Source organism: Deltaproteobacteria bacterium (genome assembly GCA_009692615.1).
GTDB lineage: Bacteria > Desulfobacterota > Binatia > UBA9968 > UBA9968 > DP-20.
Map to the genome: position 1 here is coordinate 1 of SHYW01000072.1, position 26,922 is coordinate 26,922.

The window sequence follows — 26,922 nt, forward strand, 5'->3', positions numbered from 1 at the left end:
CGACGCACACACTTGGCCTATATCGAACCAACTCCAACAAGGTGGGGTTCCGCTATGGCCAGGTTTCTAACTTACGACCTCAACCCAACGCACTACCCTGACATAATCGCGTTGCTGTTAACATGACATATTGACGTTGCCACGACATAACCGGGAATTACTCCCGCAAAGGCGCAAAGACGCTAAGTTCGGAAAAAAACTCTTAACAGTCCACAAACAAACTCAGCGACCGTCGGCTCCAAGCCGAAGGGTTCTGACCTGTCGACTTGAAGTCAACTGCCCTTTCGTCATACCGGCGAAAGCCGGTATCCAGTTTTTCTAGATCGTATTAAGGATGTCCATGAAACGAAGACTGGATGCCGGCCTACGCCGGCATGACGAATCTTCACTGCGCCTAGACACGCGGCATAGACCGATTTTAACTTGCATAGATTCGCAAACTTCACCCCATAGCCGACATCCATGATTATTTAAAGTTCGTCGGTTGGGTGAGAAAAGCAATCCCATCAGTCCCGCTTCCACACTCGCTTCAACTGCAAGAGACACAGCGCCCCAACGGCAATCGTCATCCCCCACGCAAACCAATCGCCGAAACGTACGTAGTAAGTTTCCTCGTTGAGGATATCGACTTCGGTTTGCATCACCGCGGCGGTGAACATCGGCAACGTCTTGACCACTTCGCCTTTGGCGTTGACCAGCGAGGTCACCCCGGTGTTGGTGACGCGCAGCAAGCTGCGCCGGGTTTCGATGGCGCGCGATTGCGCGAGCCATAAATGTTGCCACGGTCCGATGGTATTGCCATACCAGGCGTCGTTGGTGAGATTGACCAGCAGGTTGGCGCGCGCTTCGCTGACGAACCGGCGTGCCACCTGGGGCATCAAGTCTTCGTAACAGATCAACGGCGCGACGCGCACGCCGCGGGCGAAAAAAAACGCTACCGGTCCGGGGCCGGCGCTGAAGCCGTCGGCCAAGGGCATCGCCGGCAGCCATGCGAGAATTTTCGCGAAGGGCAAATATTCGCCGAACGCCAGCAACACCTGCTTGTGATAGCGGCCGAGAATCCGGCCGCGCACATCGGTCATGAAGGCGGTGTTGAACGCCTTCATATCCGCTTGCCCAGGATGGCCGCGAAAACTCTTCGCGCCAAAAATAAACGCGCTGCGCTCGGACTTGAAATGCGGCAGGAACTCCAACGGTAGGGCTTGCAGTTGCTCGGGAATCATCGCCTCGATCGCCGACTCCGGCCAAATGATCAGCTGCACTTCATCCATGCCCGCCGTCAGACTGCGGTGCTGTGCGAGATTTTTTTGCGCCAGCGCCGGATTCCACTTCATATCGATACCGACGTTGCCTTGCACCGCGCCGACCGATAGCTTGCGTGCGCTCGCCATTTCCGCGCCGACGACTTCAAGCCTCTGATAGCCGTAACCAAGCGAGGCGATCAGCGCCAAGCCGGCGTAGGCCAGCGGCAGCCAAGCGCTGATCTGATTTTTTTCAGGCGCGCGTAGAGCGTGGAAGAGCGCCGTGTTGATCCACATGATAACGAAGCCGGCGCCGTAGGGGCCGACTAAGTCGGCGCTCTGGATCAGCCACAAGAAAGAAACCTGCGAGTTGGCGAGGTGCCAAGGAAACAACAGCGGAAATAGAAATTCCAGCACGACCCAATACACAGCGGGAAAAATCGCCAGCGGGCCGAAACCAATGGTGCGCACGAGCAAAGCGAACAGCGCCAACTGCAGCGCCTGGGACGCCGCGTAAACCAGAAAGATCGGAACACTGGCGGCAAGCGGAAAACCGCCGAAGACGCTGATCGTATAAGTGAGCCAGTGAAAACCGATCAGGTGCGCGGCGAAACCCATCAGCCAGCCAAAGAAAACCGCGCCGCGCCAGCTGCCGGCGCGCTGGACAGCGATCAACAGCGGCACGAACGCCAGCCAGACGGAGAGAAACAAGCGCGGCTCGATGTAGGGCGCGGCGAGCAATAGCGCGGCCAAGACCGGCAGAAAGAAGCGCAGAAAGAATTGCAATGAATTCACGAAAGCGAGTGGCCGAGCGAAAAATGATTACTGGCCGTTGACCGGGATATTGTCTTTGCCATCGAAGGGCGGCGAGTAAACCGCCAGCAGGACGGTGGGATCGCCCGAAGTGTTGACGTAGTGATGCACGACGCCGCGCTGGACATGGACGATGTCGCCGGCTTTTAAATTGACGCGCTTGTTGTCGAGCATCAGATAGCCGTAGCCGCGCATCATCGTGACAGTGGCATCGTGAATCTTGTGCACATGGGGCACTTCGCGGTCGCGGATCTGCACGACATGTTGGCTCGCGCTCCCCGAACGGCCGAGGTTGGCGACTTTGATGTTGTCACCGGCAGCCAACGGATTGTCGGCGAGTATTTTTTCCAGATCGAGTTCACGATACTCGCTACCGTACTGCAAATAAAAATGCGGCCCGGAAACGCAGCCACTGAACAGCGGCAGCAAAGCGACAAGAAAAAATGCGAAGCTATTTCTTCTCAACCTCAAAATCATAAGCCAGCTCCAGAAACTGTACGAGAATACGCGCCGTCACGCCCCAAATATCCCAACCATTGTTGACGTAAAAATGATAGCTCGGATGGCCGCCGGGCGAGAGATGCGCGTTCTTCAGATAAGTGCCCGGGGCCATCAGCGAATGGATCGGCACCGAGGCGATGGCGCTGGTCTCGGACAGATCGAGACGAAAATCGTATTGCGGCGGAATCACGCCGACCACGGGGGTCACGACGATGCCGTAGCCCGCGGTGAACTCATCGAGCCGGCCGAGAACCCGCACATGGCCCGGATCGATACCGATCTCTTCATGACTCTCGCGCAGCGCCGTGGCCACCAGATCGGCGTCGCCGGCATGCACCCGGCCGCCGGGAAAAGCGATCTGGCCTTTGTGCGTCGGCATGTTGTCGCCGCGCTTGGTGAGAACGATGTAGTCGCCATCGGCGCGCTCTTCGATCGGGATCAGCACCGCCGCCGGTTTGTGGCCGTTGCCGACAACCAACTCCGGCGTGCGCGCTGCCAGTGTCGTAAGAATCTTATCGGCGATCATCGGTGAAAAACTTTTGCCGCGTGGGTGATCTGTGATAGAACCAGCTCCGACTCTAGCCAATCGAAAGGCAAAACACTAGTCCGTGAACCAGCGAGAAATTCATTCGACGATCAAAATCCTGCGCCGCGAAGTGCCGCAATGGGATACGCCGGTAGTGACGTTGATGGCGGAGACCTACGAGAGTCCGTTTCGCGTGCTGATCTCATGTATTCTGAGTTTGCGCACCCAAGACGCCACCACGGCAAAAGCCTCGCATCGTTTGTTCGCCATCGCCGACTCGCCAGAAGCGATGGTTAAGTTAACAGCGAAAAAAATCGAGAAACTGATCTACCCGGTGGGCTTTTACAAAACTAAGGCGGGGCAGATTCTTGGGATGTGCCAGACGATCATCGACCGTCATAACGGTAAAGTCCCCGACGAGATCGACGAGCTGTTAAAATTCAAAGGCGTCGGCCGCAAGACCGCCAACTTGGTCGTCACCTTGGGCTACAACAAACCCGGCATCTGCGTCGACACCCACGTGCATCGAATCTCCAATCGCTGGGGCTATATCGAAACCGCCAACCCGGAGAAAACCGAAATCGCCTTGCGCGCCAAGCTGCCCAAACAATACTGGATCGAGTACAACAATTTGCTGGTGAACTTCGGCCAGCATTTATGCCGGCCGATCTCGCCCCAGTGCAGTCATTGCCCGGTGAAAAAATATTGCCCGCAGATCGGCGTCGGCGTGCGACGATAGCCATGGCGCAAGCAATTCCCAAAGGCTATTTTGCGAAAAATATCGACGCCGTCGGCTATCACGATTTGCACGGCAAGCCCGCTTTCAAGCTCGCCATGCAAGAAAAAAATCATCGTTGGTATCTCTACGTCGCCCATCTTTGGCACCGCGGCTGGAGCGTGCTCGACGTCACCGATCGGGAAGAGCAGCAATTTTGCAGTTTCATTCCCGGACCGGAAAATACCTGGACAATTCAAGTTCAAGTGGCCGACGGCAAGATGATCGCCGGCTTGGAAAGAATCGCGCCCGGTTGGGGCGGCGCCGAAGGACAACCCAGCGGCGAAGGTTTTTTTATTTTCGATGTCGGCGAACCAACGAAGCCGAAACAGATCGGTCACTTCAAAACCGGCAGCAGCGGTACGCACCGCAATTTTTACGACGGCGGCAATCTGGTTCACGCCGCCGCCGGCGCGCCGGGGATAAATGGGAAAATCTATCGTAGCGTCGACATCGCCGATCCGAGCAACCAGCGCGAAGTCGGCCGCTTCTGGTTAGCGGAACAAGAAAGTGCGGCAGCCGCCCAAGGACTAAAATTTTCCTGCCACGGCCCGGCCCACATCGAAGGCGACCGCGCCTATCTTTCCTACGGCGATGGCGGCGGCATCATTCTCGACGTCAGCGACAAGGCGCGGCCAAAGATGATCAGCCAAATCGCTTTCCGCGGCATTACCGCGACCCAAGGCATTCACACTTTTCTGCCGCTGCCGCGGCGCAAGATCGCTTTGATCAACGACGAGGCGATCCGCGAAAACGGCGATGAGAATTTGAACCTGGCGGGCATCGTCGACATCAGCGATGAAAAACGACCGCGCATGTTATCGCTGTTTCCCCTGCCTGAACCTGCGCCGGAAAGCGAGCTGAAAAACTTTTACGAAAAAGCCGGCCGCTTCGGTCCGCATAACCATCACCATCCGAACCATCAAGCATGTCTGGAAAATCGCGACGACGTTGCGTATCTAACCTACTTCAACGCCGGCCTAAGAGTTTACGACATCCGCGATGCCAGGCAGCCAAAAGAGTTCGCCTACTTCGTCCCCGCCGATCCGTTGGTGCGAATCGGCACCAAACCGAGCCAGCTGGTGGCGCAATCCGAAGACGTGCTGGTCGACCGGCGCGGCTGCATTTACCTGAGCGACAAGACCCACGGTATTCACATCCTGCGGGTTAACAACATCTGGCCGTACTCAAGCGAATAAAAAAAGCGCGGCTTTCGGCCGCGCTTTTTTAAGCACAAGTCTTGATCAGCGTCGAATCGCTTAGGGCTTCATCGATTCGGCGAAATATTTCGACGGCGACCACACATTGGCGGTAAAATTATTGCAACCGAGAATGCGCAGCTCGCGCATGATGCGAATGTAATCCGCCGAGTCGATGAAGTCGCGCCAATTATCCATGTTGTCGAAATCGATGGTGATCGCCACATGAGGCGTGACCTCCAACGGGTTGCGATAGTTGCGGATCTCGATCACGCCTTTGTGCCCAAGCGTGATCGGCAGCCAATCGTTCTTGGCTTTGTTGGCGTAGATCGTCAGGTTAGCCTTTTGATCCGGCAGGTCCCACTGGATAACGAAGTGTACCATTATTGAATCCCCCTGACTAAACCTCCGTCGATTTGAATCGTCGTGCCGGTAATATAGCTGGCGCGATCCGAACCGAGAAAGACAATTAGATCAGCCGTCTCATCCGCCGTGCCGTAGCGGCCGAGCGGCACTTCCGCCGCCATCTCCTTGTTGATCTCCTCCACCGGCCGGTTTAGGCGATCGGCGCGCGCTTTGTTCAATTTCTGCGCGCGATCCGTGTCGATGCGTCCTGGGCAAACGTTGTTGATGAGAATGTTGTCCCGTCCAAGCTCGCGGGAAATCGTCTTAGCCATGCCGATAACGCTGCTGCGAATGCCGTTGGATAGCACCAATCCGGCGATCGGCTCCTTGACCGAGTAAGAGGTAATGTTGATCACCCGGCCACCGCCGACTTTGCGCATATGCGGCACCGCTTCGCGGGTCATGCGCATGGTGCTCATGAAGCTCAAGTTGAAAGCGTTTTGCCAGTCCTCATCGGTGAATTTCATGAATTCGCCCGGAGGCGGACCGCCGGCGTTGTTGACGATCACGTCGAGGCGGCCGAAATGTTTGGCACTGTCGTTGACGAATTTTTTGATGTCGTCCGCTTTCGACATATCGGCGATCATGGCAAGCACTTCGCCGCCGGTCTGTTTGCGGATCGCGTCCGCGGTTTCATTGAGCGCCGCTTCGCCGCGCGCGCAGATCGCCACCTTGGCGCCTTCCCGCGCAAACGCCATCGCTGTCGCCCGGCCCATCCCCTGGCTCGCCCCCGCTACCAACGCCACTTTATCTTTAAGTCCGAGATCCATGCTGACTTTTCCCCCTGCTAGATTGATGTGTGCCGGATACTAACAAACCCACCCACGCGGGTCAAAGTTATCGTGAGCGATTGAGCCCGTTGGTATTAAACGTAATTATTTCTGCGCCCAATAAATATTGTCGCGGAACTGTGGATTGAGCCTTTTAATGTAAAGACAAAGCATGCCGTGCACGCCAAGCTGACGCAGCTTGCGCGGATCGCCGGCCCGCAAAGCATCTTTTTCTTCAGTCGACAAATCGTATGCCGCCATCACGGTTTCAAAATCCTTCAACGATTTCTGATAAATCGCTTCGTTCATCTTGAGATCGAATAACAACCGGCTCAAATCATAGCAACTCACAAAACCTCCCAAGCCAAATCCGAATCCCAACTAAAAACCAACCACTCAAAACTAAAAACCATTTAAAACTTCCAACTCACAAACCCCCAACCGGTGGCAACAAAGTCGGGCATGTAAGAAGTATAGGTTGCTTTAGCATCGGCGATGGCGCCGATGACCACCATCCAATTGAGAAACTCGGTGTCCCCTGCTTTCAATAGATCTTCCACCGAATAGTCGACAAGACTCTTACCGTTCCCCTGGCGCATGACTTCGAGCAGCTTATGGTCGAAGCTCTCGTCGATCTCGCCGATGCGCGGCGAACCGGGAAAATGCGACAGACCGCCGGTGGCGAGAATGGCAACCCGCGCGCTCGAACGATCGGCAACCTCGCGAATCAGCTCGCCGACCTGATAGCAGCGCCGCGGTGACGGCGCCGGATCGATCCAGGTATTGACGTAAACCGGCAAGATCGGAATTCTCGGCTCGGGCAGGAGAAAATAGAGCGGTACGTTTTGGGTATGCTGCAATTCGATATGCTCGCCGTAGGAAAAGTCAATACCCTTCTCCATGCCGGCGCGCACAATCGCCTTGCCGAGCTCTTTGTCATTGCGATAGTGAAATTTATGGCGGGTAAATTGTCCCTTCACTTCATCGGCAGTGGTGACGAAGAAGGTCGGAATGTTGTTCCAGAAAAAATTCACGAACTGATCGTTGGCGACGACGATCAAGACATCGGCCTTCGCCTGTTCCAGGTCGGCGCGCAACGCCGCAAACGCAGTCTCGGCATCTTGGCGTAGTTTTTTCTGCTGCTCGAGAGTAGGCCGGTTCGAGGTGCCGGAAGGCGCCATGCTGTAGTGCAGATCCATGAAATCTTCCCACTCCCGTCCGGGCTCGAGAAGAATATTCGGCGCATGGCTGGCGCATAGGGCGGATACTAGCGGCATAAACAGGCTCCTCCGTGAAGTAAAAAAACCCTATTCCCCGACCTGGAAAAATGCAAATGTGAAAGTTAACGGAAGTGAGACAGCGAAGGAGAGTGAACTCCGCTTAAAACTTAATCGATGTTGAGATGCGGCGGGGCTACTTAGGAATTAGCGCGATAACGGCGAAAGACTCAGAGCAGGCGATAATTGCGGCAGGCGAAAAAAAACATCGCACCGACCACGACCACTGATATGAACGGATGCTGTAAGCTCCAATTCAGAGCGGGTTCGAACAGATTGATTACTATATAGTCGATTGCCTTACCCATAGAGATATCATCCTCTCTCGCACAATGACGCTATTCTAACAGAACCAGGTTAGCCGTAAAAGGACGGCGCTTGGGGCGCCATCGCCACCTTACTCAACCAATTCTTTTACCATTGTAGTAAGTTAAGAGAAAAGATCTGGACAAGCTTGTACAGACGCGCACAAAGCTGGCCCAATTTCGCCGTTTCCCGCTACCACGCAAACCTTTAAAAATCTCCCAAGCAGTTGAAAGCTAAACAATTTTCGTCGCAGCGGTCGCGTTTAGGCGTTTGGCACCGCAGTTGCTCTATCGATGGAATATCAAATCCATTGGAGGAACATTCGATGAAACTATTATTGGCCACCATGTTTAAGAAAGTCCCGGTACGGAAAACCAACCAGCGCGCCACCATCTGCAAACGCTGTGGAACGAGGATCTATTCGCTGAGTTTTCTCAAGGTGCATCTCGAGTCCCACGCGCGCAATACACATTAACGATCTCGATCGAAGGAGAAATAAAAATGGATATCACCGTGATCCCCTGGCATGTGTTCCGCGACGCATTGCGTAAACAGCAGCCTCAAACATTAGAATCGTGGCTACGGCGCTGGCTATTCACCAACGAAGGCGTGATCATTGCGCACCGCAGCCTAGTATCGAACAATTGATTTCAACGCGGAATACAATACTCAACCGGTCAGCGGCCATTCGACAACAACTGGCTACGACTGCATTCACGACAACGAGGATCGGATGGCAGCAATCAGAATCATCAAGCCCATGGTTTATCGCAAGCCCTGTGTCTGCGGCGGGACACTGAATTTATCCCACCCCACGACGGTCAAGCGCACGCGCGATCTTTGGTTATGCTCGAACTATTGCGGCGCCCGCGGCGTCACCTACGAAGGCGCTCTCCGGCGCAAAGTTCGCTTGGATCTACTCGGCTGGGGCGATCTCAAGCGTAAGGCGCAAGCTATGATCGAGGTGGAAGAGCCAGAAGAATACGAAATAACTTTACAGTAGCTCCAATCTGGCCGAGAACCTTGGCACAAGATTGAATACTCACAGTGAATGATAAAAAACCTGGACTTCCAGGCTTTTTTTTGCCCTAGCACCGAACTCAACGCCCCTGCCAAAGCGAGACGCGGTTGACTCAAGATTAGTCGGGTTAAACATCCCAATGGGTGCGCATCCAGTGTCCTGCCGTGAACACCGTGAGTCCAATAGCGCCGAGGAAATACTCAAGCCCGTAGCGCGGCAAGTAGTAAAATTCGGCAAGCCCAGCACTGTAAATTACCGAGATGATAAAGCCATGTCTCAGCCATGTAAGGATCTTCTTCATGGACAGGGTAAAGCGCAGGAATTATACCAGCGTAGAACCGCTGAACATTGACGAAGCCGGCGCGCATTGGTTGATAGAACTTCCCGGCGAGCAGAGCAAGAATGTACGACCGCGCGCGCGGGTGGCTTTACTAAGTCTGCTGTCAATTCGCAGCCGTTTTACCAAGTGTCATCGATTGTCGTGGATATTACGCTTGCCGAGATGGCATTCACACAGAGCATAGCAATGAGCTGAATATAAACGGTGATGGCTTCAGAGTGGAAAAAATGTGGCTAGGGACGGAATCGAACCGCCGACACGGGGTCACAAGACTAAAAACAACAAGTGATCGCGAGTGATAAAGAGCCTGGATTTCCAGGCTTTTTTATTTTGGGCTTGTTACCGTGTAATACGGTTTATCACCTGAAGTTGGCACAAAACTGGAACGTTTTTCTGAATGGTATTCAATCACTACTAGATTCACGAATGCGACGGCAAAGGTGAGAACTCCGTGAACAAGAAAACTATCAACCAACAGCAAGCCGCTCCCGTTACGCCATACATTCTGACAGACGCAGAACGAGAGGTGATTGAAGCACACTTAGCGAAGCATCGAAAAAAAACGCCCTCGCCGCGGATGAAAACGTCGGTAGAGGACGGCGCGGATCAAGTCGTTGTCGATCATCCAAACTTTCTAATTGGGCGCGGTTTGCTTATGGAAGCGCTAGGGACAACGGATGTCGATTTTTTTGTTGGCGTAGTCCACCAACTCATCAACGCAGGGACACGGGGACAAAAGACCGACGTAGACGCGCTTAACTTCATGCTCTCGATGGTCAAGGGCGTGCAGCCACGGGACCAAGTGGAGACAATGCTCGCGGCCCAAATGGCGGCGATCCATTCGTTGACTATGACGTTCGCCCGCCGGCTGGCTCATGTCGAAAATATCCCTCAGCAAGACAGCGCGGAGCGAACGCTAAACAAACTAGCGCGAACGTTCGCGGCGCAAGTAGAAGCGCTCAAACGCTACCGGAGTAATGGCGAGCAAAAAGTTGCGGTGGAGCATGTCACGGTGAACCAGGGTGGCCAAGCGATCGTCGGCAATATCACCCATGGGGAGGTGGGGGCAGGCGAAAAACAGCAATCAACCCCATGAACGCAGTCTATCCATATCAAAAAAGCCCGCGCTGCAAAGCCACGTCAAAGCGGACCCACAAGCCGTGCATGGCGCCGGCTGTGAACGGATGGACCGTCTGCCGCTTTCACGGCGCCCGTGGCGGCGGGCTTCTGGGCAAACGCAACGGTAGGTATCGTCACGGGCTATATTCAGAACAGTCGCGGATCGAGCGAGAAAAAATCCGGGACTTGCTCAGGCACTGCGCAAGCTTTCGCGAGACTCCGAGGCGATAGAGGTAATTCGGCAGCAGGTCGAGTTGATGCAATCGATCAATTGGACAAAACCAGACACCTAAAAAAGGAACGACATCATGGCTTTCGTCATTGGCAATCAGCAGTGGAAAAAGCGGCGATTTAACCGAGGCGGGCGACCAACCCGGCAAGAGACAGCGAGAAAAAAAGCACGCGACGAAGCGACAGCCCGCAAGTTAAAGCGATGGGCAGAAGCCAGAGCCGATTGGGCTTTGGCAGGAATATTAGGACTCGACCGTGGACGCTGTCCGCTCTGCGAGAAAATCATAAAACATCACGGAATCAACTGAAATCAATGGCAGTTCTTGGGGCTTGTTGTTTCAGGTACATGGACAAAAGACGGACAGTAAGAAAATCGTCGTAGACCGCAGGTTGAAACAATGATTGAATTATTGAGTCGTTGCCGTTAGCGGGGAAAGAGGTTTGCAGTCGGTTATATTGATCCATAGGCGGCTACGACTCGAATTATCATCGTCGCCTGGCCTATCTTCCAATCGCTGGAGGAGGAGACAACGTATCTCGCCTTTTCTGGCAAAAATTTTACCGCCGTACGACATGTCTTCGAGAATTTCGGTAACCAAGATGTGATTCACCGTTAACGAACGATCTTTAACTCTAACCACGTCACCAAGTTTGACTAGCTCCGGGATACCGTCCTTTCCTACTTGGCCCCTACGAAAAGTCACATAATATTTCGTATCGGCGTACATCGTAGCGCTGCCATTCATAACCCGTACAGATGAAACCCCGTAGTCTTGCGTTCTTTTATTCTCCTGTTGTGCTTCCCTACTATTCATTCGCGTTAGGTAAAACGCTAAAACTATCACACCCAACGAAACCGGTAGCGCGATTCCGACACCCAAAGCGGAACCCCGCCGCCTGGTTTCGACCGCATCTGCGCCAGCACGACCGTTAGTTACCTGCCAGACTTCCTTTAGCAAGGTTGGCCCCGCACTAAAGAGCGTGCCGAGTCCACTGATGAAAACGGCACCCCAAAACAACGTGGTGCTTAGGGTGTCTGGCTGCGCTACTCGCTCCAAGACCCAAAACACGCCTCGATATAAGAATGAGCCGATAGGAATGAGCAAGAGGTACATTGGAATTGCGTACCATTTGCAGCGGCGGCGGATCGCACCGATCACGGCCATGATAGTGGCGGGAATTGCACCCCAAGCAAACACTAGGAACACAACACTAAGAAAACCGGCGATGGTGCTGGCTACCCATGAAACTAGATAGATCATCATTTAATCATTTACGGAGCCTTCCAAATGACTTTTCCATTTCGCATGAGAATGCTGCTGGGAGACCCGTCAGGTAAAATATCCAATCCGACGCCGGCGTCTTTACCGAGGAGGTGAAGCGATGGTAACCCATCCGGCATTATTCCAATTTGGGCGGTGTATTTTCGATCTTTGGCATAGAGATTCAGCTGCGGTGTTCCATTAGGTAGTGATGCCAAAGCGCCCTGTGGTTCCGTGTCCTTGCTGTACAACGCAAACATCGCAGATCCTCCCGGCAACGCTGTAACTCCGGCGCGGGTTGTGCCCTCTGGGTCCGCAACGCCAAGTCCCGCCGCTCCATTGGGCATCACTCTTAACAAAACACGCGTTGCTCCATCTTTGCCATACAGATGAAGATCCGGTAACCCATCCGGTAACACGCCAAATGCAGCACGTCGCGTGCCATCGTTGTCGTAAAAATGAATCGCCGCACTGCCGTCCGACGCTAACGCCAGCAAGGCCCGTCGAGTGCCGTTTGTCCCCCGAAGAACAAACTCCTGTGCCTCGATCACTGCCGGTATCTTCGATGTGCTCGTTTGACCCGTAAGAAGAAAAACAGCAAGACCGGTTAGAAAAAATAAGCCGGATAATTTGAACACGTGGTTCTGTCGTTCAACTCGTGATAAACGCTCCGACAACTTCTCTAACTCTGATTTTTCACTAGCCATATCAGTTGTGCTCAATTTCTGTTCTCTCTACCCGCCGGTAGACCCGATACTCCCACTGTGACGTTAAATCAGTCAATAAGAAAATTTTCTTGTTTTTTGTGGGGCACTCGTTATCCGCAAACGTAATGAAAATCCGAGACAATCCGAGACCTAAAAAAGGGATAAATTAGCTGGCCAAAATCAGTTTGCCAGCTTGTCGAACAAGTAAGTTTCACATTGCTCGCGAGCCTGGAACCGTCCAGAGCGCCGGATCGCAGAAAGGAGATCGAGAAGAGAAGTAGGGTTAGCGCCAAAAGCGGCGGGTGATGGCAATCAGGGCAAGAGGAACCCAGCCTATGAAAGTTCCTTTAGCGAAGTTCTTCTGGATTTCGTAGGGCAGTATGTCGGCCTCGGCAAAAACTAGAATCGCCCACACACCGCCAATCCAGAGTAACAGTATTTCAAATCGGCTTATCAGTTTCCCCTCGTTGGGCGCTGTCAACGCAAGAAGCCGGTGCCTCGGCAACCCAAAGTATAGCGCAACCAAACACAATAGGAGGGTGGCAACGGCAGCGATTCGTAATAACTGCTCCTGGTCCAATAACCTCGCGGGAAGTTGCGCCGCCGGTTTTCCGGCTGCATCCGCGATCGCATTCTTGTAACCATCGTCAAAAATGCCCCTACTTGCACTCTTGGGGTTAGTCCGAATTATGTCGTCGATCGAGATGGGATCGGTCTTTAGTTTGCGGTCCAGGGCGGCGCCAAATTCCTTTACCCAAGAAGGAGGAGACTCCCCCGTGCGGGCCGCCGTGGCGAGCACCTTGGCGTACTCGTCGGGGCTGTGCTCGTTCAGCACGCTTTGGTCCTTGACCTTTGTTGCTTCACGCTCAGCATATTCCTGCAACGTTTTCTCATCGGCCATGGCCGCGAGAGATGTAAGGGCCACGATCATGAAGGCTGCAATCACGGAGATCATGAACGCCGTCCTACGCCTGGATCCCCTACTGCGGTGAACCGTTTTTTCATCCACGGAGGCAATTCTTGCCAAACTTGTTCCGGTGCCTCACGCTGCTTCACTCTCTGCGCGAAAGGGATGAATGTTTCAAACCGTTCGCCGAAAAACACTCTTATCTGTTTTAAGTTGCCTCCAGCTAATTTCCTGAAGTGTGGTAATCCCTTGGGGGCCAGTTTCTTATCGATGGAGACTCTCGATACTCGTTTGCGGAGCGTTTCGTCACGCTTCGAGTAAGAATTTGAGCATCTGCTAGAGCAGCATTCCCTGCCATCGTGTTCGGCTAAGAAAAACTGATTACAATGTTTGCAACGCTTTAGTCGGGTAAATTCACCGCTCTGTAGGCCCATTCCGATGCACCAGTAAAGATGCTGCTCGAAACTATAGATCGCCGGAGAATAGCTGACCGTCCAAGCGACGCCTCCCAAGATAAGTGCATCTTCATAGGGGGTGATTTTCCGCTTGGGCGTCCTTTCTGACAATAGCGCGGCGCTCCAACTAGACTTCAGGGTATGGTTAAGTTTCGATACGAGCAGGGCGATCCCGACATCAACATGTTTCGGCTCGATGGGATTGATTACATTGTCAACATTGCAAGCGATCTCTGTTTGCAAATTGTGAACTTCCTCTAAGCCGCCTTCCCTCCACAAAAGAAAAGGCTTCTCGCGGAAATAGGACTCCATCCACCCCCCAAGAATGGGATGACGTCCAAGCTCCTGCCAAGCAGTCGGTCCATCATGAAAGCGATAGTTTAGAAAGGCTACGAGGAACTTCAAATCGTTTAGAATCTTTTCCCTCCATCGGTCCCGTGGAAAGCTCTCTGTCATTCGATGCGGCATCGGTCCCTCACCCTTTGTGATGAGCACGACGTTCGAACGGAAATTGTTGACGTAATCCGTAGACGACTTAACGGCTTTTTCCCCTGTCACAATCAATTTAAGTTTTCCTCCGTTTCTCCGTGACACAGAAAATTTGACTGATCTTAACACCTCCGTATGCTGGGGCAAGAATTTTCTTGCTGGGGAGGTAACCGATGAATTTGCGATTAAAAGCGGAGCTGGTCAAGCGCTATGGCTCTCAGGTGAAGGCGGCGAAAGCGTTAGGGCTGTCCGAGTCGAGGCTGAGCTATCTTGTTCAGGGCCATATTGAACCGTCTAGTGTGATGCGGTCGAAATTCGAATCGACATTTGGTCCGGTTATCACTCGGAAACTGTTGCCAACATCCGTGAAAACTTCCCATTCCCGAAAGGCTAAATGTCGTGAATAGTTTGGACCAATTCCGCGAGGCGATCCGATCCGCCGGGCTGGAACCGCCACCCGATATAATCGCCGACGGCAAAATTCATCGATTCGCTAGCAACGGCAAACGCGGCGATGACGCCGGCTGGTATGTCTACCACGGTGACGGCATCCCCGCCGGCATAATTGGCGACTGGCGAACCGACATCAAGAAATCATGGCGTGCCGAAATTGGCCGGGCGTTAACTCCAGCCGAAGAATCGGCGCACCGGGCCAAGGTCGAAGTCATGCGACGCGAATATGACGCCGAAAAGGCCCGGCGCCGCACCGAGGCAGCGATAAAGGCGGCGGCGATCTGGAACGCTGCGCAACCTGCGACCGACGATCACCCGTACCTCACCCGTAAGCGCGTGAAGGTGCACGGTGCGCGGCTACACGATGGCGCGCTGGTGATTCCCCTGCGCGATGGCAGCGCACTGCATTCTTTACAGTTCATTCATGATGACGGTAAAAAACTATTCCTCACCGGCGGGCGCGTGGTCGGATGTTATTTCGTTATCGGTGATCCGATGGGCGCGGCGGCTTTGTGCATCGCCGAAGGGTTCGCGACCGGCGCGACGATCCACGAGGCAACCGGCTACCCGCTGGCGATAGCATTCAACGCTGGCAATCTGGAACCGGTAGCGCGGGCGCTACGTGCCAAATTCCCCGACCTGACTCTTATCGTCTGTGCGGACGATGACATTCGTACCGAAGGCAATCCGGGTATGACCAAGGCGACGGCCGCGGCGCTGGCGGTGGGCGGCAAGCTCGCGATTCCCGCGTTTGGCGCTGATCGACCTAACGGCGCGACAGACTTCAATGACATGGCGTCGCACTGCGGCGCTGACGCTGTAGCGCGCGCAATCGCAGCAGCAAAGGCCATCAGCCAACCGGCACCCATCGAAGTAGTCTATCGTCGATTCTCCGACGTGATAGCAAAACCGATCCGCTGGCTGTGGCCCGGTCGGATTGCCTGCGGCAAGCTCACCGTCATCGCTGGTAATCCTGGGCTTGGCAAATCGCAGCTAACCGCCAGCCTAGCGGCCATTGTGTCGTCTGGTGGGAGTTGGCCAGTGGAGAATAGCCACTGTGAAGCTGGCGCCGTGGTGATTCTCTCGGCGGAAGATGACGCTGAGGACACCATTCGCCCGCGACTTGAAGCCGCTGGTGCTGAACTACAAAGTTGCATCACGTTGGATGCGGTGCGTGATGTTGACGAGAACGGCAAACCCTGTCAGCGCGCGTTTTCTCTCAAACGGGACTTGGATCGACTCGATGGTTTACTCGCCGAACTAAAAAATGTCCGCCTGGTGGTGGTCGATCCCGTCTCGGCCTACCTGGGCGACGCGGACTCACACAAGAACGCCGACATTCGCGCCTTGCTTGCACCGCTCGGAGATTTAGCCGCCAAGCATGGCGCCGCCGTTGTCGCAGTGTCTCACTTCAACAAGTCCGGGCAACAAGATGCTTTGTTGCGGGTAATGGGAAGTCTGGCCTTTGTCGCTGCCGCAAGAGCGGCCTACGCGGTGGTGAAGGATCAAAACGATCCTCAGCGCAGACTCTTCCTACCACTCAAGAATAATTTGGGGCGCGATTTGATCGGCTACGCCTTCAGCGTCGAGAGCGTCACGCTCGGCGAAGATATTGAGACGAGCCGCATAAACTGGGAGCAAGAAGCCGTCACCATCACGGCGGACGAGGCCATGACACCGGTGGGCGACGCCGAAGAACGGACCGAGTTCGCGGACGCGAAGGCGTTTCTTGAAAATCTGCTTGCCGATGGGCCGGTGTCTTCGAAACAAATTCGCGCCGATGCCGAGGGCGCCGGCTATTCGTGGGCGACGGTAAGGCGAGCGCAAAAAGCGCTAGGAATCGTGCCGGTCAAGGATGGCATGAAAGGCCCGTGGCTGTGGGCGCTAACGTCGAAGGTGCTCAACAACGCCGAAGATGCTCATTCAAAACTGATGAGCACCTTCGATGAAAATGAGCATCTTCGGGAAATAGACGCCGGTACTGCGGAAACGAAATCGACGGAGGTCCGATGGACATCCGAACTCTAGTGGATACCGTCAAGGCCAAAGGCGTCGAGTTTAGAATCGACGGCGACCGGATCAAGGTCGAAGCACGCGCGGAACCAGACAGCGAGACAAAGGCGCTGCTCGAATCGCTGAGGCGTTATAAAGACGAGCTGCGGCGCTTTCTGACCGCACCTGTCTGCTGGAACTGCGGCGCGACCACCGCGCGAACCCAAGACCTTTACGGCAAACAATTGTGGGTGTGCTGGGAGTGCGCGAAGTCGGCATGACCACTCACGAATCAAATAGCGTGCTGGCCGAAGCCCTAGCCGCGATCATCAAACCGATAGTGAAAGAGGCGGTGCGGGAGGCGATGGCGATGAACCCCAGCGGAATGGCGCAGAGCGTGGCGGTGAACAAATCTTTTCTCACCGTGAAACAAGCCGCCGAAACTTCCGGCTTGGGCGCTTCGACGATCCGCTTGGCGATCCGGCGGCGGAAACTACGAGCGCAAAAAGTCGGTCGGCGCGTGCTGGTCAAACGGGGAGACTTGGAAAATTTCCTTGAGGCGGAGCCGATAGCAGTTTTTACAGAATAACCGGAGTTGACAGGCTTCTGGCATTATGCCACTAGCTAATTTGTGAACAAAAATGAGTTCAAGGAACTGCGCGAGACTGCCGGCCACACCCAAGCGACGCTGGCCAGCGTTATGGGAGTGCATTTGCGCACGGTGTGGCGTTGGGAACTCGGCGAAAGTATCGTTCCAAAAGTCGTTGAACTAGCGCTACGCTACATCGCCGAGCACGCGAAGAAAACGGATTTGATCGATTTGCAGAAAACGCGGGCTTCACTTGCCGAGGTAAAGAAAAAAGGAACGGTGCCGTGGGAGAAAATCAAAAAGGGCTTGCAGAGAAAACCCCGACGCTAAAAACACTGAGGCCGGCAACCTTTCGGCGGCCGGCCTCGCACCCTGGCTCGCAAGCACAGGGGGGATAACGATTGAAAGATTCTAAGCCGGCTTGTTGCGAGAATCAATTCGCTTGCGAGTGAAAGGCGGAGATCATGGCAAAGGGCATTTACGAACGCCAAGGACAGAACGGCGACGTTACCTACTACATCCGCTACCAGTTTCAGCTTACCGACATCAAGGAACGGGTCGGCAGAAAGTCACGCGGCTTCACTCGCGAGATGGCCAAGGATGCTTTGAAGGCGCGGCTAGGCGAGATCGCACAGGGCCGGTTCAATCTGGAGAAAACGCGCAAGCCCGTCCCCTTCTCCAAGCTGGCGGAACGCTACCGCGAGTACGGCGCCAGCACCAAGCGTGCTTGGGAAGACGAAAAGCACACGACCGAGCGGTTCGCGAAGTTGTTCGGCGAGACGCCGTTGGCGCAGATCACCACTTGGCAGATCGAGAAGTGGAAAGCCGAGCGCGGCAAGGAGATCAAGCCGGGGTCGGTGAACCGACAGCTAACCGTCATCAAGCACATGTTCAAGATGTCCGTGGAATGGGGAATGATGCTGACCAATCCGGCGAGCGCGGTGAAGCGCTTTCCCGTCAACGATCAAAGAACGCGCTTTTTGATCGGTGATGAAATCCAGAAACTTCTAAAAGAATGCGAGAGTCAGATCACTTCGCCGTGGTTGTTGCCGCTGGTGACGTTGGCGCTCAATACCGGCATGCGCCAAGGCGAGCTTTTGAATCTGAAGTGGGAAGCCGTGAACTTAGATCAGGGACTCATAACCGTGCGGCAATCGAAGACGCTTCGGCTAAAAACCATCGCGATCAATGCGCCGGCCAAAGACGCGCTCGACTGGCTCGGCGAAAACCGCTACGGCGAATTTCTTTTCATGTGGCCGTGGGGTGACAAGATCGGCAAGGTCACCGTCTATGATGCCTTCAAGAAGGCCTGTGCTGCGGCAGAGATCACCGATTTTCGCTTCCATGACCTGCGCCATACCTTCGCCTCTCATCTCGTCATGGCGGGCGTGGATTTGGTCACGGTGAAGGAACTCATGGGCCATGTCGGCATCGCGATGACGGTGCGCTACTCTCACCTAGTGCCGGAACACAAAGCGCAGGCGGTGACGAAGTTGAGCGAGCGGTTCGATGGGTTTAAAAAACAGGAAGAAGCGCCGAGCGTCGTGTCATCGGAATTGAAAGAGGCGATCAACGCGGTTTTGCCGTTGAACTTGGCACAAAACCGGAACGTTTTCTTAATGCGGATGGGACGAGGATTGAAGGTCGTCAGCAATTTACCGAATGATTCAAAGAGTTTGGCGAGAGAGAGAAATGTGGCCAGGGACGGAATCGAACCGCCGACACGGAGATTTTCAGTCTCCTGCTCTACCGACTGAGCTACCTGGCCGAAAGAAGTGAAATTGGAATATTGCTTAAAAGGCGAGGCGAGTCAAGTTTTCGCCTAGAATCGCGGGATTTTTTCCACTTTTCGTTCGACAAAGTCGATCACTTGGCTCTCAAGACAGACGCCGTCGAGCGCGTTGATTTCTTGGATGCCGGTCGGGCTGGTGACGTTGACTTCAGTGAGAAAACTACCGATGACGTCGAGACCGACGAAATACAGACCATCGGCTCTGAGTAGTGGCGCCAACGCGGCGCAGATCTCTAGGTCCCGCTCTGTAACAGGAGCTTTGACGCAAGTGCCCCCGACATGAATATTGCCGCGAGTCTCGGACTCCAAAGGCACGCGCAACACCGCGCCCAAGGGCTCGCCGTTGAGCACGATGATTCGCTTATCGCCTTGGCGTATTTCCGGCAGGTAACGCTGGCCCATGACCAAGCGCCGGCCGTTGTCGGTGGCCGCTTCCAAAATCGCATTGGTGTTGCGGTCCTGCTCGTTCAGATAAAACACGCCGCTGCCGCCGCAACCGTCGAGCGGCTTGACGATCAGCTCGCCGCCCAATTCGCCCATGAACGTTTTGAGCCGCTCCATGTTGCTCGTCACCATGGTTTGCGGGATCTGCTCGGGAAAACGTAGCGCATAGAGTTTTTCATTCGCTTCGCGCAGTCCCTTGGGATTGTTCATGACAAAACATTTGCCTTGATCGATTAGACTGAGCAAATGGGTGGCAAAGAAAAATTTCATATCGAAGGGTGGATCCTTGCGCATCCACACGCTATCGAAGTCTTCCAGTGCGCCAGCGGCGAAATCGCCTAATTCGTAATGCGGCGTGGCGCGCGCCAGCTGTAGTCGGCGATACCGTCCATGCACCGCCCCGCCGCGCACGAACAGGTCGTCGACTTCCATGAAATAGATTTCATGGCCGCGCCGTTGCGCTTCCATCATCAAAACAAAAGTAGTGTCCTTGTCGATATTGATCCGATCGACGGGATCCATCACGACGCCGATTTTGAGCTTTGCCATAAACTTAACCGTCCGCCAATTTTAATCTCGAATCACCCAAGTGCGCGCCAAGAAATCATGCCAACCACGTTTTTCCGAACTCCAAAGTATCCAGAGAAAACTCAGGCCGAAAGTGGCGCAACCGAATCCCATGGAACCGATCCAGCGCAGCAGCGCGCGCCGAGAGGAAATCGTCCTCCGCTCCGCACTGACGACGCGCAAACCGAACAACCACTTGCCGATGGTCTTGCCTTCCATGCCATGAAACATGACGAAGTAGGCAGTCGCCAAAAGTAGCCAACCAAAAACTAGCATCACCACCAAGGGTCGCGCTTTGTCATAGGAAAACATCCGGCCATGGGCGGCCAAGCCCACCTTGTAACCGATCCACGCCATGAGCGCCATCAATGTGGCGAACATTCCAATCATCAGCCAATCGATGGCGAAGGCGCCGAGCCGGCGAAAAAAACCGCCGTATTGCGGCGCCGGCGCGGCTGCACTCGGAGTTAACGCCGGCGCGACAACTTCGGGCAACTCAGTAGGCGCCGGAAACTGCCACTCGGGATCTTCTTTCGCTGGCTCGTCGATTTCGACGGGCGCCGCCTCCGAAGTTAAACGAAACTCGGCGGCGCTCGGTGCGCCGAAAATAACTCTGCGCTTGAGCAGCAACCGGGCGCCGCACTTTTCACACTGCTCAGCGTCGGCTGCCACGACCGCATCACAATTTTGGCAGTTCATAGCTCGTCAAAATCCATCGCCATCGACTCATGCTAGAGAAAGCTTGGCGGCGACGCAAGCGCGTCACGCCAAATCACCCCAGAGAAACTGCACCAGCGAGAGCGCCGTCAGCGCCGCGGTCTCGGCGCGCAAAATGCGCCGGCCCAAATGGGCTATTTCAAAGCCGCAACGCCGAGCCAGCTCGACCTCATCGGCGCTAAAGCCGCCTTCGGGACCGATGGTCAGCAGCATGGTCTGCGCGCTGGGAAACTGGCCATGCAAATGGCGCAGCGACCGCTCGCTTTCTTTCTCCCAAAAAAATAATTTGAGCGCCGCCAACTCCGAGCGCGCCAGCAATTCTGGCAAGCTGCACAACGGCTCAACTTCCGGCACTCGCGTGCGGCCGCATTGTTTGGTCGCGCTCAAGGCGATTTTTTGCCAGCGCTCGGTGCGCGCGGCGATTTTCCGCGCGTCGAGTTTGGGCACGGCGAAGGCCGACGCAAAGGGCACGATCTTCTGGACCCCAAGCTCGGTGGCTTTTTCCACCACGAAGTCGAGCTTATCGCCTTTGGTCAATGCCACAGCCAAAGTGATTTGCAACGGCGATTCCCGCTGCGCTTCGCTGGAGTGGAGAATTTCAATCCGCCCCTGAGTTTCGCTCAGCGACAGAATCACCGCGTCATGTTCCCAACCGCCGTCGTCGAAGACGGTAATGCGATCGCCGACTTTGAGACGCAGCACCTTGCGCAGATGTTCTAGCTCTTGGCCTTCGACGTTGCCGTGGCCGTCGTGAATCTGTTTTCTGGGCAGAAAGAAGCGCGCCATGAAAATTACTTTCGCTGTAACAGCAAGGTCGCCCACTCTCGGCCGCGCTTTTGGCGGACGACGCGGAAGTTTTTCTGGAAACAATGTACGACCGCATTCGCCTTTGGTTGTAATATACCCGAGAGAATCAGAAATCCTTTGGCGCCAACCTTTTTATCCAACGCCGCAGCCAGCTCGATGATCGTCTCGGCGGTGACGTTGGCGACCACAACAGAAAAAATTTTCCTGATACCGCTGAGATTGGCGCCGGAGAGCTGCACCCGGCCGGCGGCGGCGTTGGCGGCGAAATTATCCCGCGCCACTTCGAGGGCCAGCGGATCGTTGTCGATAGCATAAACTGCTTGGGCGCCCAACTTCACTGCAACAATCGCCAAGATGCCGGCGCCGGTGCCGACGTCCAAGACGGTGAACGGCCGGCCGCGCAGAGAGTCGGCAACCTGCTCGAGAAATTCCATGCAGCCACGCGTCGTCGCGTGAGTGCCGGTGCCGAAGGCCAAGCCTGGCTCAATAGTGATGACTTGCCGCTGGCGAAATTTTGGCGGCGTCAGCCACGGCGGCGTCACCCAGAACTCTTTGCCGACCCGCCGCGCTTTGATAAAACGGCGCCAGGAATCGTGCCAATTGGCCGCGCCGAGCACCCGCCACTTGAGCTTCGCCTTGGCGCCGCGCGTGTGCAATTTTTTCATGGCGCCGAGATAGCGCTCGACGGATTGTTTGAGCGCGGCGTCGCCGGCCGAACGGCGAAAGTAAGCTTCCAGACCGCGCCGCTTCATGACCACGCCGGGGGCGCCCTGTTCGACTAAGAAATTCGCCAGGGCATCGAGATCGGCGGCGGCGATTTGAACCGAAAGATGAAGCCAAGATTCTTGCACAGGTTTTTATGCCACAGGGCCATCACCCGTTCAATTGATAACGCCCGCACCAGCTTGTGAAAAGCGCCGCTAACAGATATTGAAAATGACTAAATTGAAAGGAATCGCCAATGAAATTTGCCACCATCAAACCTGACGGCCTCGCGATCGTTCACAACGACACGCTGATTCCCATCAGCGGCGTATTACCCAAGGGCTCGACCATGCTCGATTTGATCGCCCAATACGATCAAATAAAAGGCGCCTTAGCCGATCTCGCCGCCAAAGGCGGCGGGGTCAAGCTCGATGCCAAGTTACTCAAAGCACCGGTGGAGCGACCGTCGAAGATCTATGCCGCGGCCGGCAACTACAAGCGCGGCACCAGCGGACTCGACGCCGGCCGCGGCCGCGGCTCGGCATCAACGATATCGCCGGAAGAACTGCTAGAAAATATTTTCTTAAAACCGCCGTCAGCCATCTGTGGCCCCGAAGATAATATTGTTATCCCGAAAGACGCCGAGTCGATTTTCCCCGAGCTTGAACTTTGCGTGGTCATCGGCAAAAAAGTGCGCCACGCGAGCAAAGCCCAAGCCATGGATGCCGTGTTCGGCTATACCATCATGCAAGATGTCACCGCGCGCGGCTATGGCAAAAGCAAAAATATGGGCGGCACGCGCAGTGTCCGCAAAGGATTCGAGACCTTCGCCCCCATCGGCCCGTGGATCACGACCAAAGATGAAATCGCCGATCCGCACAATCTGTGGATGAAGCTATGGATCAACGGCGAGCTTAAACAATCGGCCAAGACCGACGCCATGATCAACGACATTCCGACCTTGATCAGCTTTCTATCTGAAGTCACCACGCTCTATCCTGGCGATCTATTGACCTCCGGCAATCCCGACGCGCCGGAGTTTCAAGAAAAGTTGAAACCCGGCGATGTTCTGAAATCGGAGATCGAGGGCATCGGCGCCATGAACCAAGGCGTCGCCAAAGAGAACTAGCCGAAGCACGAAATCCGAAACTCGAAATCCGAAATAAATTCGAATGTTCAAAAAAACTCTAAATTCAAAACAACTTCAATTGGGATTCGGTGTTTTGGATTTTCTTCGGTTTTCGGTTTATTTGGCTGCGGTTTGCTTCGGATTTCGTGCTTCAAATTTCGAATTTTGTTTTACTGGCGTCTTGGCGCGATACACTCTGTTAAGTTGTTCTGTCTAACATTTCAAAGGTAAAAATCAATGCTACGCATCGCCCCGTTCCGCGGAGTTTTTTACAATCCAAAAAAGTTTCGCGATTTGAACAAAGTCATCGCGCCGCCGTATGACATCATCTCGAAAGAGGAACAAGAAAAGCTCTATAAAAAATCGCCGCACAATTTCGTGCGGCTGGATTTGAGCCAGGAGCCCGACTCCTACAACACCGTGGCCCAGCTACTCGGCGAATGGCGCAGCCAGGGAATTCTCGAGCGCGACGAAACACCGGCGATCTATTTCTTAGCCCATCGCTTCAAGCTCAAAGATGGCGAGGAGAAACTACGCCACGGCTTTTTCGCCCTCGTGCAGCTGCAAGATCTCGATACGGGCGACATCCGGCCCCACGAAAAAACCCTCGATGCGCCGAAGGAAGACCGGCTAAAACTCATGCTCGCGTGTCAGTCGCAGCTGAGTCCGATCTTCGCGCTGTACGACGACGCCAAGCAGAGCATCAATCGCTTGCTAATCATCGCGGTCGAAGGCGTGGCGCCGGCGCTGGAATTCGAACTCGACAACGGCGAGGAGTGCAAACTCTGGCGCATCACCGACCCGGCGATCGTCGAAAAAGTCCAGCTCGCGATGCGAGAGCAAACCTTGCTGATCGCCGACGGCCATCACCGTTACGAAGCGACGCTAAGATATCGCGATCAGATGCGCGCCGAGCGCGGCCATTTCACCGGCAACGAAGCGTTCAACTACATCATAGCGTATTGCGCTAACATGAGCGACGACAACGTCGCGATCCTGCCAACCCACCGGCTGGTGCGCGGCTTTACGCACAAACCGTTCTTGGAATTGGAAGAAGCGCTGCAAACTTATTTCTACGTCGAACAGCATCCCAAAACGCCGGACGGCAAGAACTCTTTTCTCAAAGCGCTCAAGCGCGCCGCGAAAAAACACCGCGTCATCGGCGCCAGCTTCAAGCGCGACCCGCGCTATCTGATCCTGCGGCTCAAAAACAAGCGCGTGATGCAGCGCATGGCCAAAGAGCTGAGCGCGCCACTGAGAGAACTCGACGTCAGCACGCTCCATTTGTTGATCCTCGAACATATTCTCGCCCTGACGCCCGAGCACCAAGTGAACGGCGAGACGATTCGCTACTCACAAGACGAAGAAGCCGTGCTGCAAGCTTTGGAGAAAGAAGACTATCAGGCCACGTTCATTCTAGCCGCCACCAAGAAGGAAGAGATCCAAGCCATCGTCGCCGGCGGCGAAAAAATGCCGCAGAAGTCGACTTACTTTTATCCCAAGTTGAGTTCCGGCTTGATCGTCAACCAGATCGATGCCGATGAGCAGATCGAGTAACACATAGAGTGACGAGCGATAGTTATGAAAATTCGACGAAAAGGCTAAAAGTTTTTATGCGTTGCCAGCGAAACACTACTTAGAACCAATCGATAACTCCAAGTCGAGGTTTAGATTCGAACAACAAAAAGGCCGAAGCTCTATGATCAAGAACTTCGGCCTTTTTCGTTCAACAAGTTAAAATCCCGTTAGCCCACCATGGGCCTCACCAACTGCCCATCCCCCGGCTTGCCGGTAATCTTGCCGTCGAGCATGACGGTCTTGCCGCGGAGAATCGTCCGGATCGGTATGCCTTTCACTTTGCGCTCGTTGTACGGCGTCCAACCGACCTTGGTGTAGGTGGTCTCGTTGGAGATCACGTTCTCTTTGTTCATGTCGACGATCACCATGTCAGCGTCGGAGCCTGGCAGGAGCACGCCCTTCTTTGGGTAGATGTTGAAAACTTTAGCCGGATTGAACGACGAGATGCGCACCAATCTGTCGAGCGAAAGTTTGCCTTGGTTCACCGCGTCGAGAAATAGGCTCAAATAGTCTTGAATCTGCGGCTCGCCGCCGGGACAGCTCCACATGTCGGTCCAGCCGCGGTCTTTTTCTTCTTTGGTATGCGGCGCGTGGTCGGTGCCGATCATGTCGATGGTGCCATCGTTGATCGCTTCCCACAGCCCGTTGACATGGGCCGGCGGCACCCAGAAGCCCAAGCAATAGGGCCCCATCTTCTCGACGTTTTCCCAAGTGCCCAAGAACATCGCCCAGGGATTGACCTCGCAGCTGCACGGACGGCCTTCGTCTTTGGCGCGGCGCAGCATGGCGATGCCTTCCGGCGTGGTCATGTGGAGAATATGCAGCGGCGTGCCGAGCGCTTTCTGCATGCGGAACAGCGTCGCCATCGCCGTGTCCCAAATAATGCCGTCGTAATCGCGATAGGCTTTGGCGTAGGCTTGCGGACTGCGGTCTTCCTTCTTCCAATAGCGCCCTTCGATCTCGTCCATCAAATCCTGATCGTGCGGATGGACCATCAGCGGCAAACCGGTGTTGCCCACCGCCTCGAAGCATTTGAACAGCTCGCCGTTGTTGTTGATGCCGATGCCGGGCATATGCGGATAATCGCGGCCGGTGTCTTTGACCATGAAAATTTTAAATGCCAGCGGGCCTTCTTTGGCGAGAGCGGGAATTTCTTCCGGCACGGTGCCCGACGGATTGTGATTGAAGTCGACAATCGCGTTCTTGCTGTGATGTTCGATCAACGCGCGGTAGCGTTCCACGGTGGTTGTCGGTGGGTTGACGTTGGGCATGCCGATGGAAGTCGTCACGCCGCCGGCGGCCGCCGCCATGGTCGCCGTGGTGATGTCTTCCTTATAGGTGAAACCGGGATCGCGATGATGGGTATGCGTGTCGACCAAACCAGGAATAATTTTTTTGCCCTTGGCGTCGATCACGGTGTCCGCCGTCTCCGCCAACGCCGGCGCTTTGCCGAGCGCGACGATTTTGCCGTCGCTCACCGCGATATCGGCATCGATGAAACCGCCGGGCGTCCACACCTCACCGTTTTTTACCAGCAAATCGACTTTAGCCATGTATCGAGACCTCACTCTTTCAAGATTGTGAAAAGCTTTTATATGATCGGCGCTGGGCAGAGTCAAATCAGTCGCGCGAATAGCCGGCGCTGTCGGCAAACCTTTGCTGTCGTGGCAACGTCAATATGTCATGTTAACAGCAACGCGATTATGTCAGGGTAGTGCGTTGGGTTGAGGTCGTAAGTTAGAAACCTGGCCATAGCGGAACCCCACCTTGTTGGAGTTGGTTCGATATAGGCCAAGTGTGTGCGT

24 protein-coding genes, 1 tRNA gene and 3 pseudogenes are annotated in these 26,922 nt (G+C 54.8%); 11 read left to right on the forward strand and 17 right to left on the reverse strand.

All coding sequences use genetic code 11. The features are described 5' to 3' along the window. Positions 1-506: 506 nt before the first annotated feature. Genes lnt through EXR70_16615 form a run of 3 tightly spaced genes read right to left on the reverse strand, consistent with a single transcriptional unit; the run spans position 507 to position 3,081 of the window. Positions 507-2,036, reverse strand: coding sequence for an apolipoprotein N-acyltransferase (gene lnt, locus EXR70_16605; protein ID MSP40113.1), 1,530 nt, complete (start codon positions 2,034-2,036; stop codon positions 507-509). A gap of 27 nt (positions 2,037-2,063) precedes the next feature. Further along, positions 2,064-2,531: a cupin domain-containing protein gene (locus tag EXR70_16610; protein MSP40114.1), complete on the reverse strand. Its 468-nt coding sequence runs from the start codon at positions 2,529-2,531 to the stop codon at positions 2,064-2,066. After that, positions 2,506-3,081, reverse strand: a complete 576-nt coding sequence (locus EXR70_16615; GenBank protein ID MSP40115.1) for a CoA pyrophosphatase — start codon at positions 3,079-3,081, stop codon at positions 2,506-2,508. The genes EXR70_16610 and EXR70_16615 overlap by 26 nt, the downstream gene beginning before the upstream one ends. 163 nt (positions 3,082-3,244) lie before the next feature. Here EXR70_16615 and EXR70_16620 point away from each other — a divergent pair, with 163 nt between their 5' ends. Next, on the forward strand, positions 3,245-3,820 hold the full coding sequence (locus EXR70_16620; protein MSP40116.1) for an endonuclease III: 576 nt from the start codon (positions 3,245-3,247) through the stop codon (positions 3,818-3,820). Next, positions 3,739-5,055 (forward strand): hypothetical protein, encoded by a 1,317-nt coding sequence (locus EXR70_16625; protein MSP40117.1) that lies wholly within the window; start codon positions 3,739-3,741, stop codon positions 5,053-5,055. Before EXR70_16620 ends, EXR70_16625 begins: the two co-directional genes overlap by 82 nt. 60 nt (positions 5,056-5,115) lie before the next feature. Here the strand turns inward: EXR70_16625 and EXR70_16630 are convergent, their stop codons facing one another. The 4 genes from EXR70_16630 to EXR70_16645 form a co-directional block, all read right to left on the reverse strand. After that, the gene (locus EXR70_16630; protein MSP40118.1) at positions 5,116-5,439 is read right to left on the reverse strand and encodes a hypothetical protein; all 324 of its coding nucleotides are present in this window, start codon (positions 5,437-5,439) and stop codon (positions 5,116-5,118) included. Beyond that, positions 5,439-6,230, reverse strand: a complete 792-nt coding sequence (locus EXR70_16635) for an SDR family oxidoreductase (protein MSP40119.1) — start codon at positions 6,228-6,230, stop codon at positions 5,439-5,441. Before EXR70_16635 ends, EXR70_16630 begins: the two co-directional genes overlap by 1 nt. Positions 6,231-6,335: 105 nt before the next feature. Beyond that, positions 6,336-6,581, reverse strand: a complete 246-nt coding sequence (locus tag EXR70_16640; protein MSP40120.1) for a hypothetical protein — start codon at positions 6,579-6,581, stop codon at positions 6,336-6,338. A gap of 62 nt (positions 6,582-6,643) precedes the next feature. Beyond that, positions 6,644-7,507, reverse strand: coding sequence for a hypothetical protein (locus tag EXR70_16645; protein MSP40121.1), 864 nt, complete (start codon positions 7,505-7,507; stop codon positions 6,644-6,646). 1,039 nt (positions 7,508-8,546) lie between these two features. Here EXR70_16645 and EXR70_16650 point away from each other — a divergent pair. Both EXR70_16650 and EXR70_16655 read left to right on the forward strand, forming a co-directional pair. After that, positions 8,547-8,816: a hypothetical protein gene (locus tag EXR70_16650; protein MSP40122.1), complete on the forward strand. Its 270-nt coding sequence runs from the start codon at positions 8,547-8,549 to the stop codon at positions 8,814-8,816. An 809-nt stretch (positions 8,817-9,625) separates the two neighbouring features. Continuing rightward, on the forward strand, positions 9,626-10,270 hold the full coding sequence (locus EXR70_16655; protein ID MSP40123.1) for a hypothetical protein: 645 nt from the start codon (positions 9,626-9,628) through the stop codon (positions 10,268-10,270). 661 nt (positions 10,271-10,931) lie between these two features. Here EXR70_16655 and EXR70_16660 read toward each other — a convergent pair. The 4 genes from EXR70_16660 to EXR70_16675 form a co-directional block, all read right to left on the reverse strand. After that, positions 10,932-11,789 (reverse strand): hypothetical protein, encoded by an 858-nt coding sequence (locus tag EXR70_16660; protein ID MSP40124.1) that lies wholly within the window; start codon positions 11,787-11,789, stop codon positions 10,932-10,934. Between the two features lie 8 nt (positions 11,790-11,797). After that, positions 11,798-12,493 (reverse strand): hypothetical protein, encoded by a 696-nt coding sequence (locus EXR70_16665; protein MSP40125.1) that lies wholly within the window; start codon positions 12,491-12,493, stop codon positions 11,798-11,800. A gap of 283 nt (positions 12,494-12,776) precedes the next feature. Continuing rightward, on the reverse strand, positions 12,777-13,448 hold the full coding sequence (locus EXR70_16670; protein ID MSP40126.1) for a hypothetical protein: 672 nt from the start codon (positions 13,446-13,448) through the stop codon (positions 12,777-12,779). Next, positions 13,445-14,419, reverse strand: a complete 975-nt coding sequence (locus tag EXR70_16675) for a hypothetical protein (GenBank protein ID MSP40127.1) — start codon at positions 14,417-14,419, stop codon at positions 13,445-13,447. The genes EXR70_16670 and EXR70_16675 overlap by 4 nt, the downstream gene beginning before the upstream one ends. 324 nt (positions 14,420-14,743) lie before the next feature. Between EXR70_16675 and EXR70_16680 the strand changes: the two are divergent. From EXR70_16680 to EXR70_16700, 5 genes and pseudogenes are all read left to right on the forward strand, one after another. Then, a pseudogene (locus EXR70_16680) lies at positions 14,744-15,556 on the forward strand (toprim domain-containing protein). Positions 15,557-16,806: 1,250 nt separating this feature from the next. Continuing rightward, positions 16,807-17,070 carry a hypothetical protein gene (locus EXR70_16685; protein ID MSP40128.1) on the forward strand — a complete coding sequence of 88 codons (264 nt, stop codon included), beginning with the start codon at positions 16,807-16,809 and terminating at the stop codon, positions 17,068-17,070. Continuing rightward, positions 17,067-17,378 (forward strand): helix-turn-helix domain-containing protein, encoded by a 312-nt coding sequence (locus EXR70_16690; GenBank protein MSP40129.1) that lies wholly within the window; start codon positions 17,067-17,069, stop codon positions 17,376-17,378. Before EXR70_16685 ends, EXR70_16690 begins: the two co-directional genes overlap by 4 nt. Positions 17,379-17,420: 42 nt before the next feature. Beyond that, positions 17,421-17,564: pseudogene (locus EXR70_16695) on the forward strand (XRE family transcriptional regulator). 278 nt (positions 17,565-17,842) lie between these two features. After that, positions 17,843-18,838: pseudogene (locus tag EXR70_16700) on the forward strand (site-specific integrase). A gap of 235 nt (positions 18,839-19,073) precedes the next feature. Here EXR70_16700 and EXR70_16705 read toward each other — a convergent pair. The 5 genes from EXR70_16705 to prmA form a co-directional block, all read right to left on the reverse strand. Next, positions 19,074-19,146, reverse strand: a tRNA-Phe gene (locus EXR70_16705). A gap of 54 nt (positions 19,147-19,200) precedes the next feature. Beyond that, on the reverse strand, positions 19,201-20,163 hold the full coding sequence (locus tag EXR70_16710; GenBank protein ID MSP40130.1) for a glutathione synthase: 963 nt from the start codon (positions 20,161-20,163) through the stop codon (positions 19,201-19,203). 21 nt (positions 20,164-20,184) lie between these two features. Further along, positions 20,185-20,880, reverse strand: coding sequence for an RDD family protein (locus EXR70_16715; GenBank protein ID MSP40131.1), 696 nt, complete (start codon positions 20,878-20,880; stop codon positions 20,185-20,187). A gap of 63 nt (positions 20,881-20,943) precedes the next feature. Then, entirely contained in the window at positions 20,944-21,684 is a 741-nt protein-coding gene (locus tag EXR70_16720; GenBank protein ID MSP40132.1) for a 16S rRNA (uracil(1498)-N(3))-methyltransferase, read from the reverse strand. A 5-nt stretch (positions 21,685-21,689) separates the two neighbouring features. After that, positions 21,690-22,556, reverse strand: a complete 867-nt coding sequence (prmA, locus tag EXR70_16725) for a 50S ribosomal protein L11 methyltransferase (GenBank protein ID MSP40133.1) — start codon at positions 22,554-22,556, stop codon at positions 21,690-21,692. Between the two features lie 110 nt (positions 22,557-22,666). On the opposite strand from prmA, the gene EXR70_16730 reads away from it, so the two are divergent. Together EXR70_16730 and EXR70_16735 are read left to right on the forward strand one after the other, a co-directional pair. Beyond that, positions 22,667-23,539 carry an FAA hydrolase family protein gene (locus EXR70_16730; GenBank protein MSP40134.1) on the forward strand — a complete coding sequence of 291 codons (873 nt, stop codon included), beginning with the start codon at positions 22,667-22,669 and terminating at the stop codon, positions 23,537-23,539. A 237-nt stretch (positions 23,540-23,776) separates the two neighbouring features. After that, positions 23,777-25,096: a DUF1015 domain-containing protein gene (locus tag EXR70_16735; GenBank protein MSP40135.1), complete on the forward strand. Its 1,320-nt coding sequence runs from the start codon at positions 23,777-23,779 to the stop codon at positions 25,094-25,096. Positions 25,097-25,284: 188 nt separating this feature from the next. On the opposite strand, the gene EXR70_16740 is transcribed toward EXR70_16735, so the two are convergent. Continuing rightward, positions 25,285-26,670, reverse strand: coding sequence for a dihydroorotase (locus tag EXR70_16740; GenBank protein ID MSP40136.1), 1,386 nt, complete (start codon positions 26,668-26,670; stop codon positions 25,285-25,287). Positions 26,671-26,922 lie beyond the last annotated feature (252 nt).

Coding starts and splice junctions, on each gene's coding strand:
- EXR70_16610 (MSP40114.1), bottom strand. CDS start 2,531: ATGATTTTGAGGTTGAGAAGAAATAGCTTCGCATTTTTTCTTGTCGCT.
- EXR70_16615 (MSP40115.1), bottom strand. CDS start 3,081: ATGATCGCCGATAAGATTCTTACGACACTGGCAGCGCGCACGCCGGAG.
- EXR70_16620 (MSP40116.1), top strand. CDS start 3,245: ATGGCGGAGACCTACGAGAGTCCGTTTCGCGTGCTGATCTCATGTATT.
- EXR70_16625 (MSP40117.1), top strand. CDS start 3,739: ATGCCGGCCGATCTCGCCCCAGTGCAGTCATTGCCCGGTGAAAAAATA.
- EXR70_16630 (MSP40118.1), bottom strand. CDS start 5,439: ATGGTACACTTCGTTATCCAGTGGGACCTGCCGGATCAAAAGGCTAAC.
- EXR70_16635 (MSP40119.1), bottom strand. CDS start 6,230: ATGGATCTCGGACTTAAAGATAAAGTGGCGTTGGTAGCGGGGGCGAGC.
- EXR70_16645 (MSP40121.1), bottom strand. CDS start 7,507: ATGCCGCTAGTATCCGCCCTATGCGCCAGCCATGCGCCGAATATTCTT.
- EXR70_16650 (MSP40122.1), top strand. CDS start 8,547: ATGGCAGCAATCAGAATCATCAAGCCCATGGTTTATCGCAAGCCCTGT.
- EXR70_16660 (MSP40124.1), bottom strand. CDS start 11,789: ATGATGATCTATCTAGTTTCATGGGTAGCCAGCACCATCGCCGGTTTT.
- EXR70_16665 (MSP40125.1), bottom strand. CDS start 12,493: ATGGCTAGTGAAAAATCAGAGTTAGAGAAGTTGTCGGAGCGTTTATCA.
- EXR70_16670 (MSP40126.1), bottom strand. CDS start 13,448: ATGATCTCCGTGATTGCAGCCTTCATGATCGTGGCCCTTACATCTCTC.
- EXR70_16685 (MSP40128.1), top strand. CDS start 16,807: ATGGACATCCGAACTCTAGTGGATACCGTCAAGGCCAAAGGCGTCGAG.
- EXR70_16690 (MSP40129.1), top strand. CDS start 17,067: ATGACCACTCACGAATCAAATAGCGTGCTGGCCGAAGCCCTAGCCGCG.
- EXR70_16710 (MSP40130.1), bottom strand. CDS start 20,163: ATGGCAAAGCTCAAAATCGGCGTCGTGATGGATCCCGTCGATCGGATC.
- EXR70_16715 (MSP40131.1), bottom strand. CDS start 20,880: ATGAACTGCCAAAATTGTGATGCGGTCGTGGCAGCCGACGCTGAGCAG.
- EXR70_16720 (MSP40132.1), bottom strand. CDS start 21,684: ATGGCGCGCTTCTTTCTGCCCAGAAAACAGATTCACGACGGCCACGGC.
- EXR70_16730 (MSP40134.1), top strand. CDS start 22,667: ATGAAATTTGCCACCATCAAACCTGACGGCCTCGCGATCGTTCACAAC.
- EXR70_16735 (MSP40135.1), top strand. CDS start 23,777: ATGCTACGCATCGCCCCGTTCCGCGGAGTTTTTTACAATCCAAAAAAG.
- EXR70_16740 (MSP40136.1), bottom strand. CDS start 26,670: ATGGCTAAAGTCGATTTGCTGGTAAAAAACGGTGAGGTGTGGACGCCC.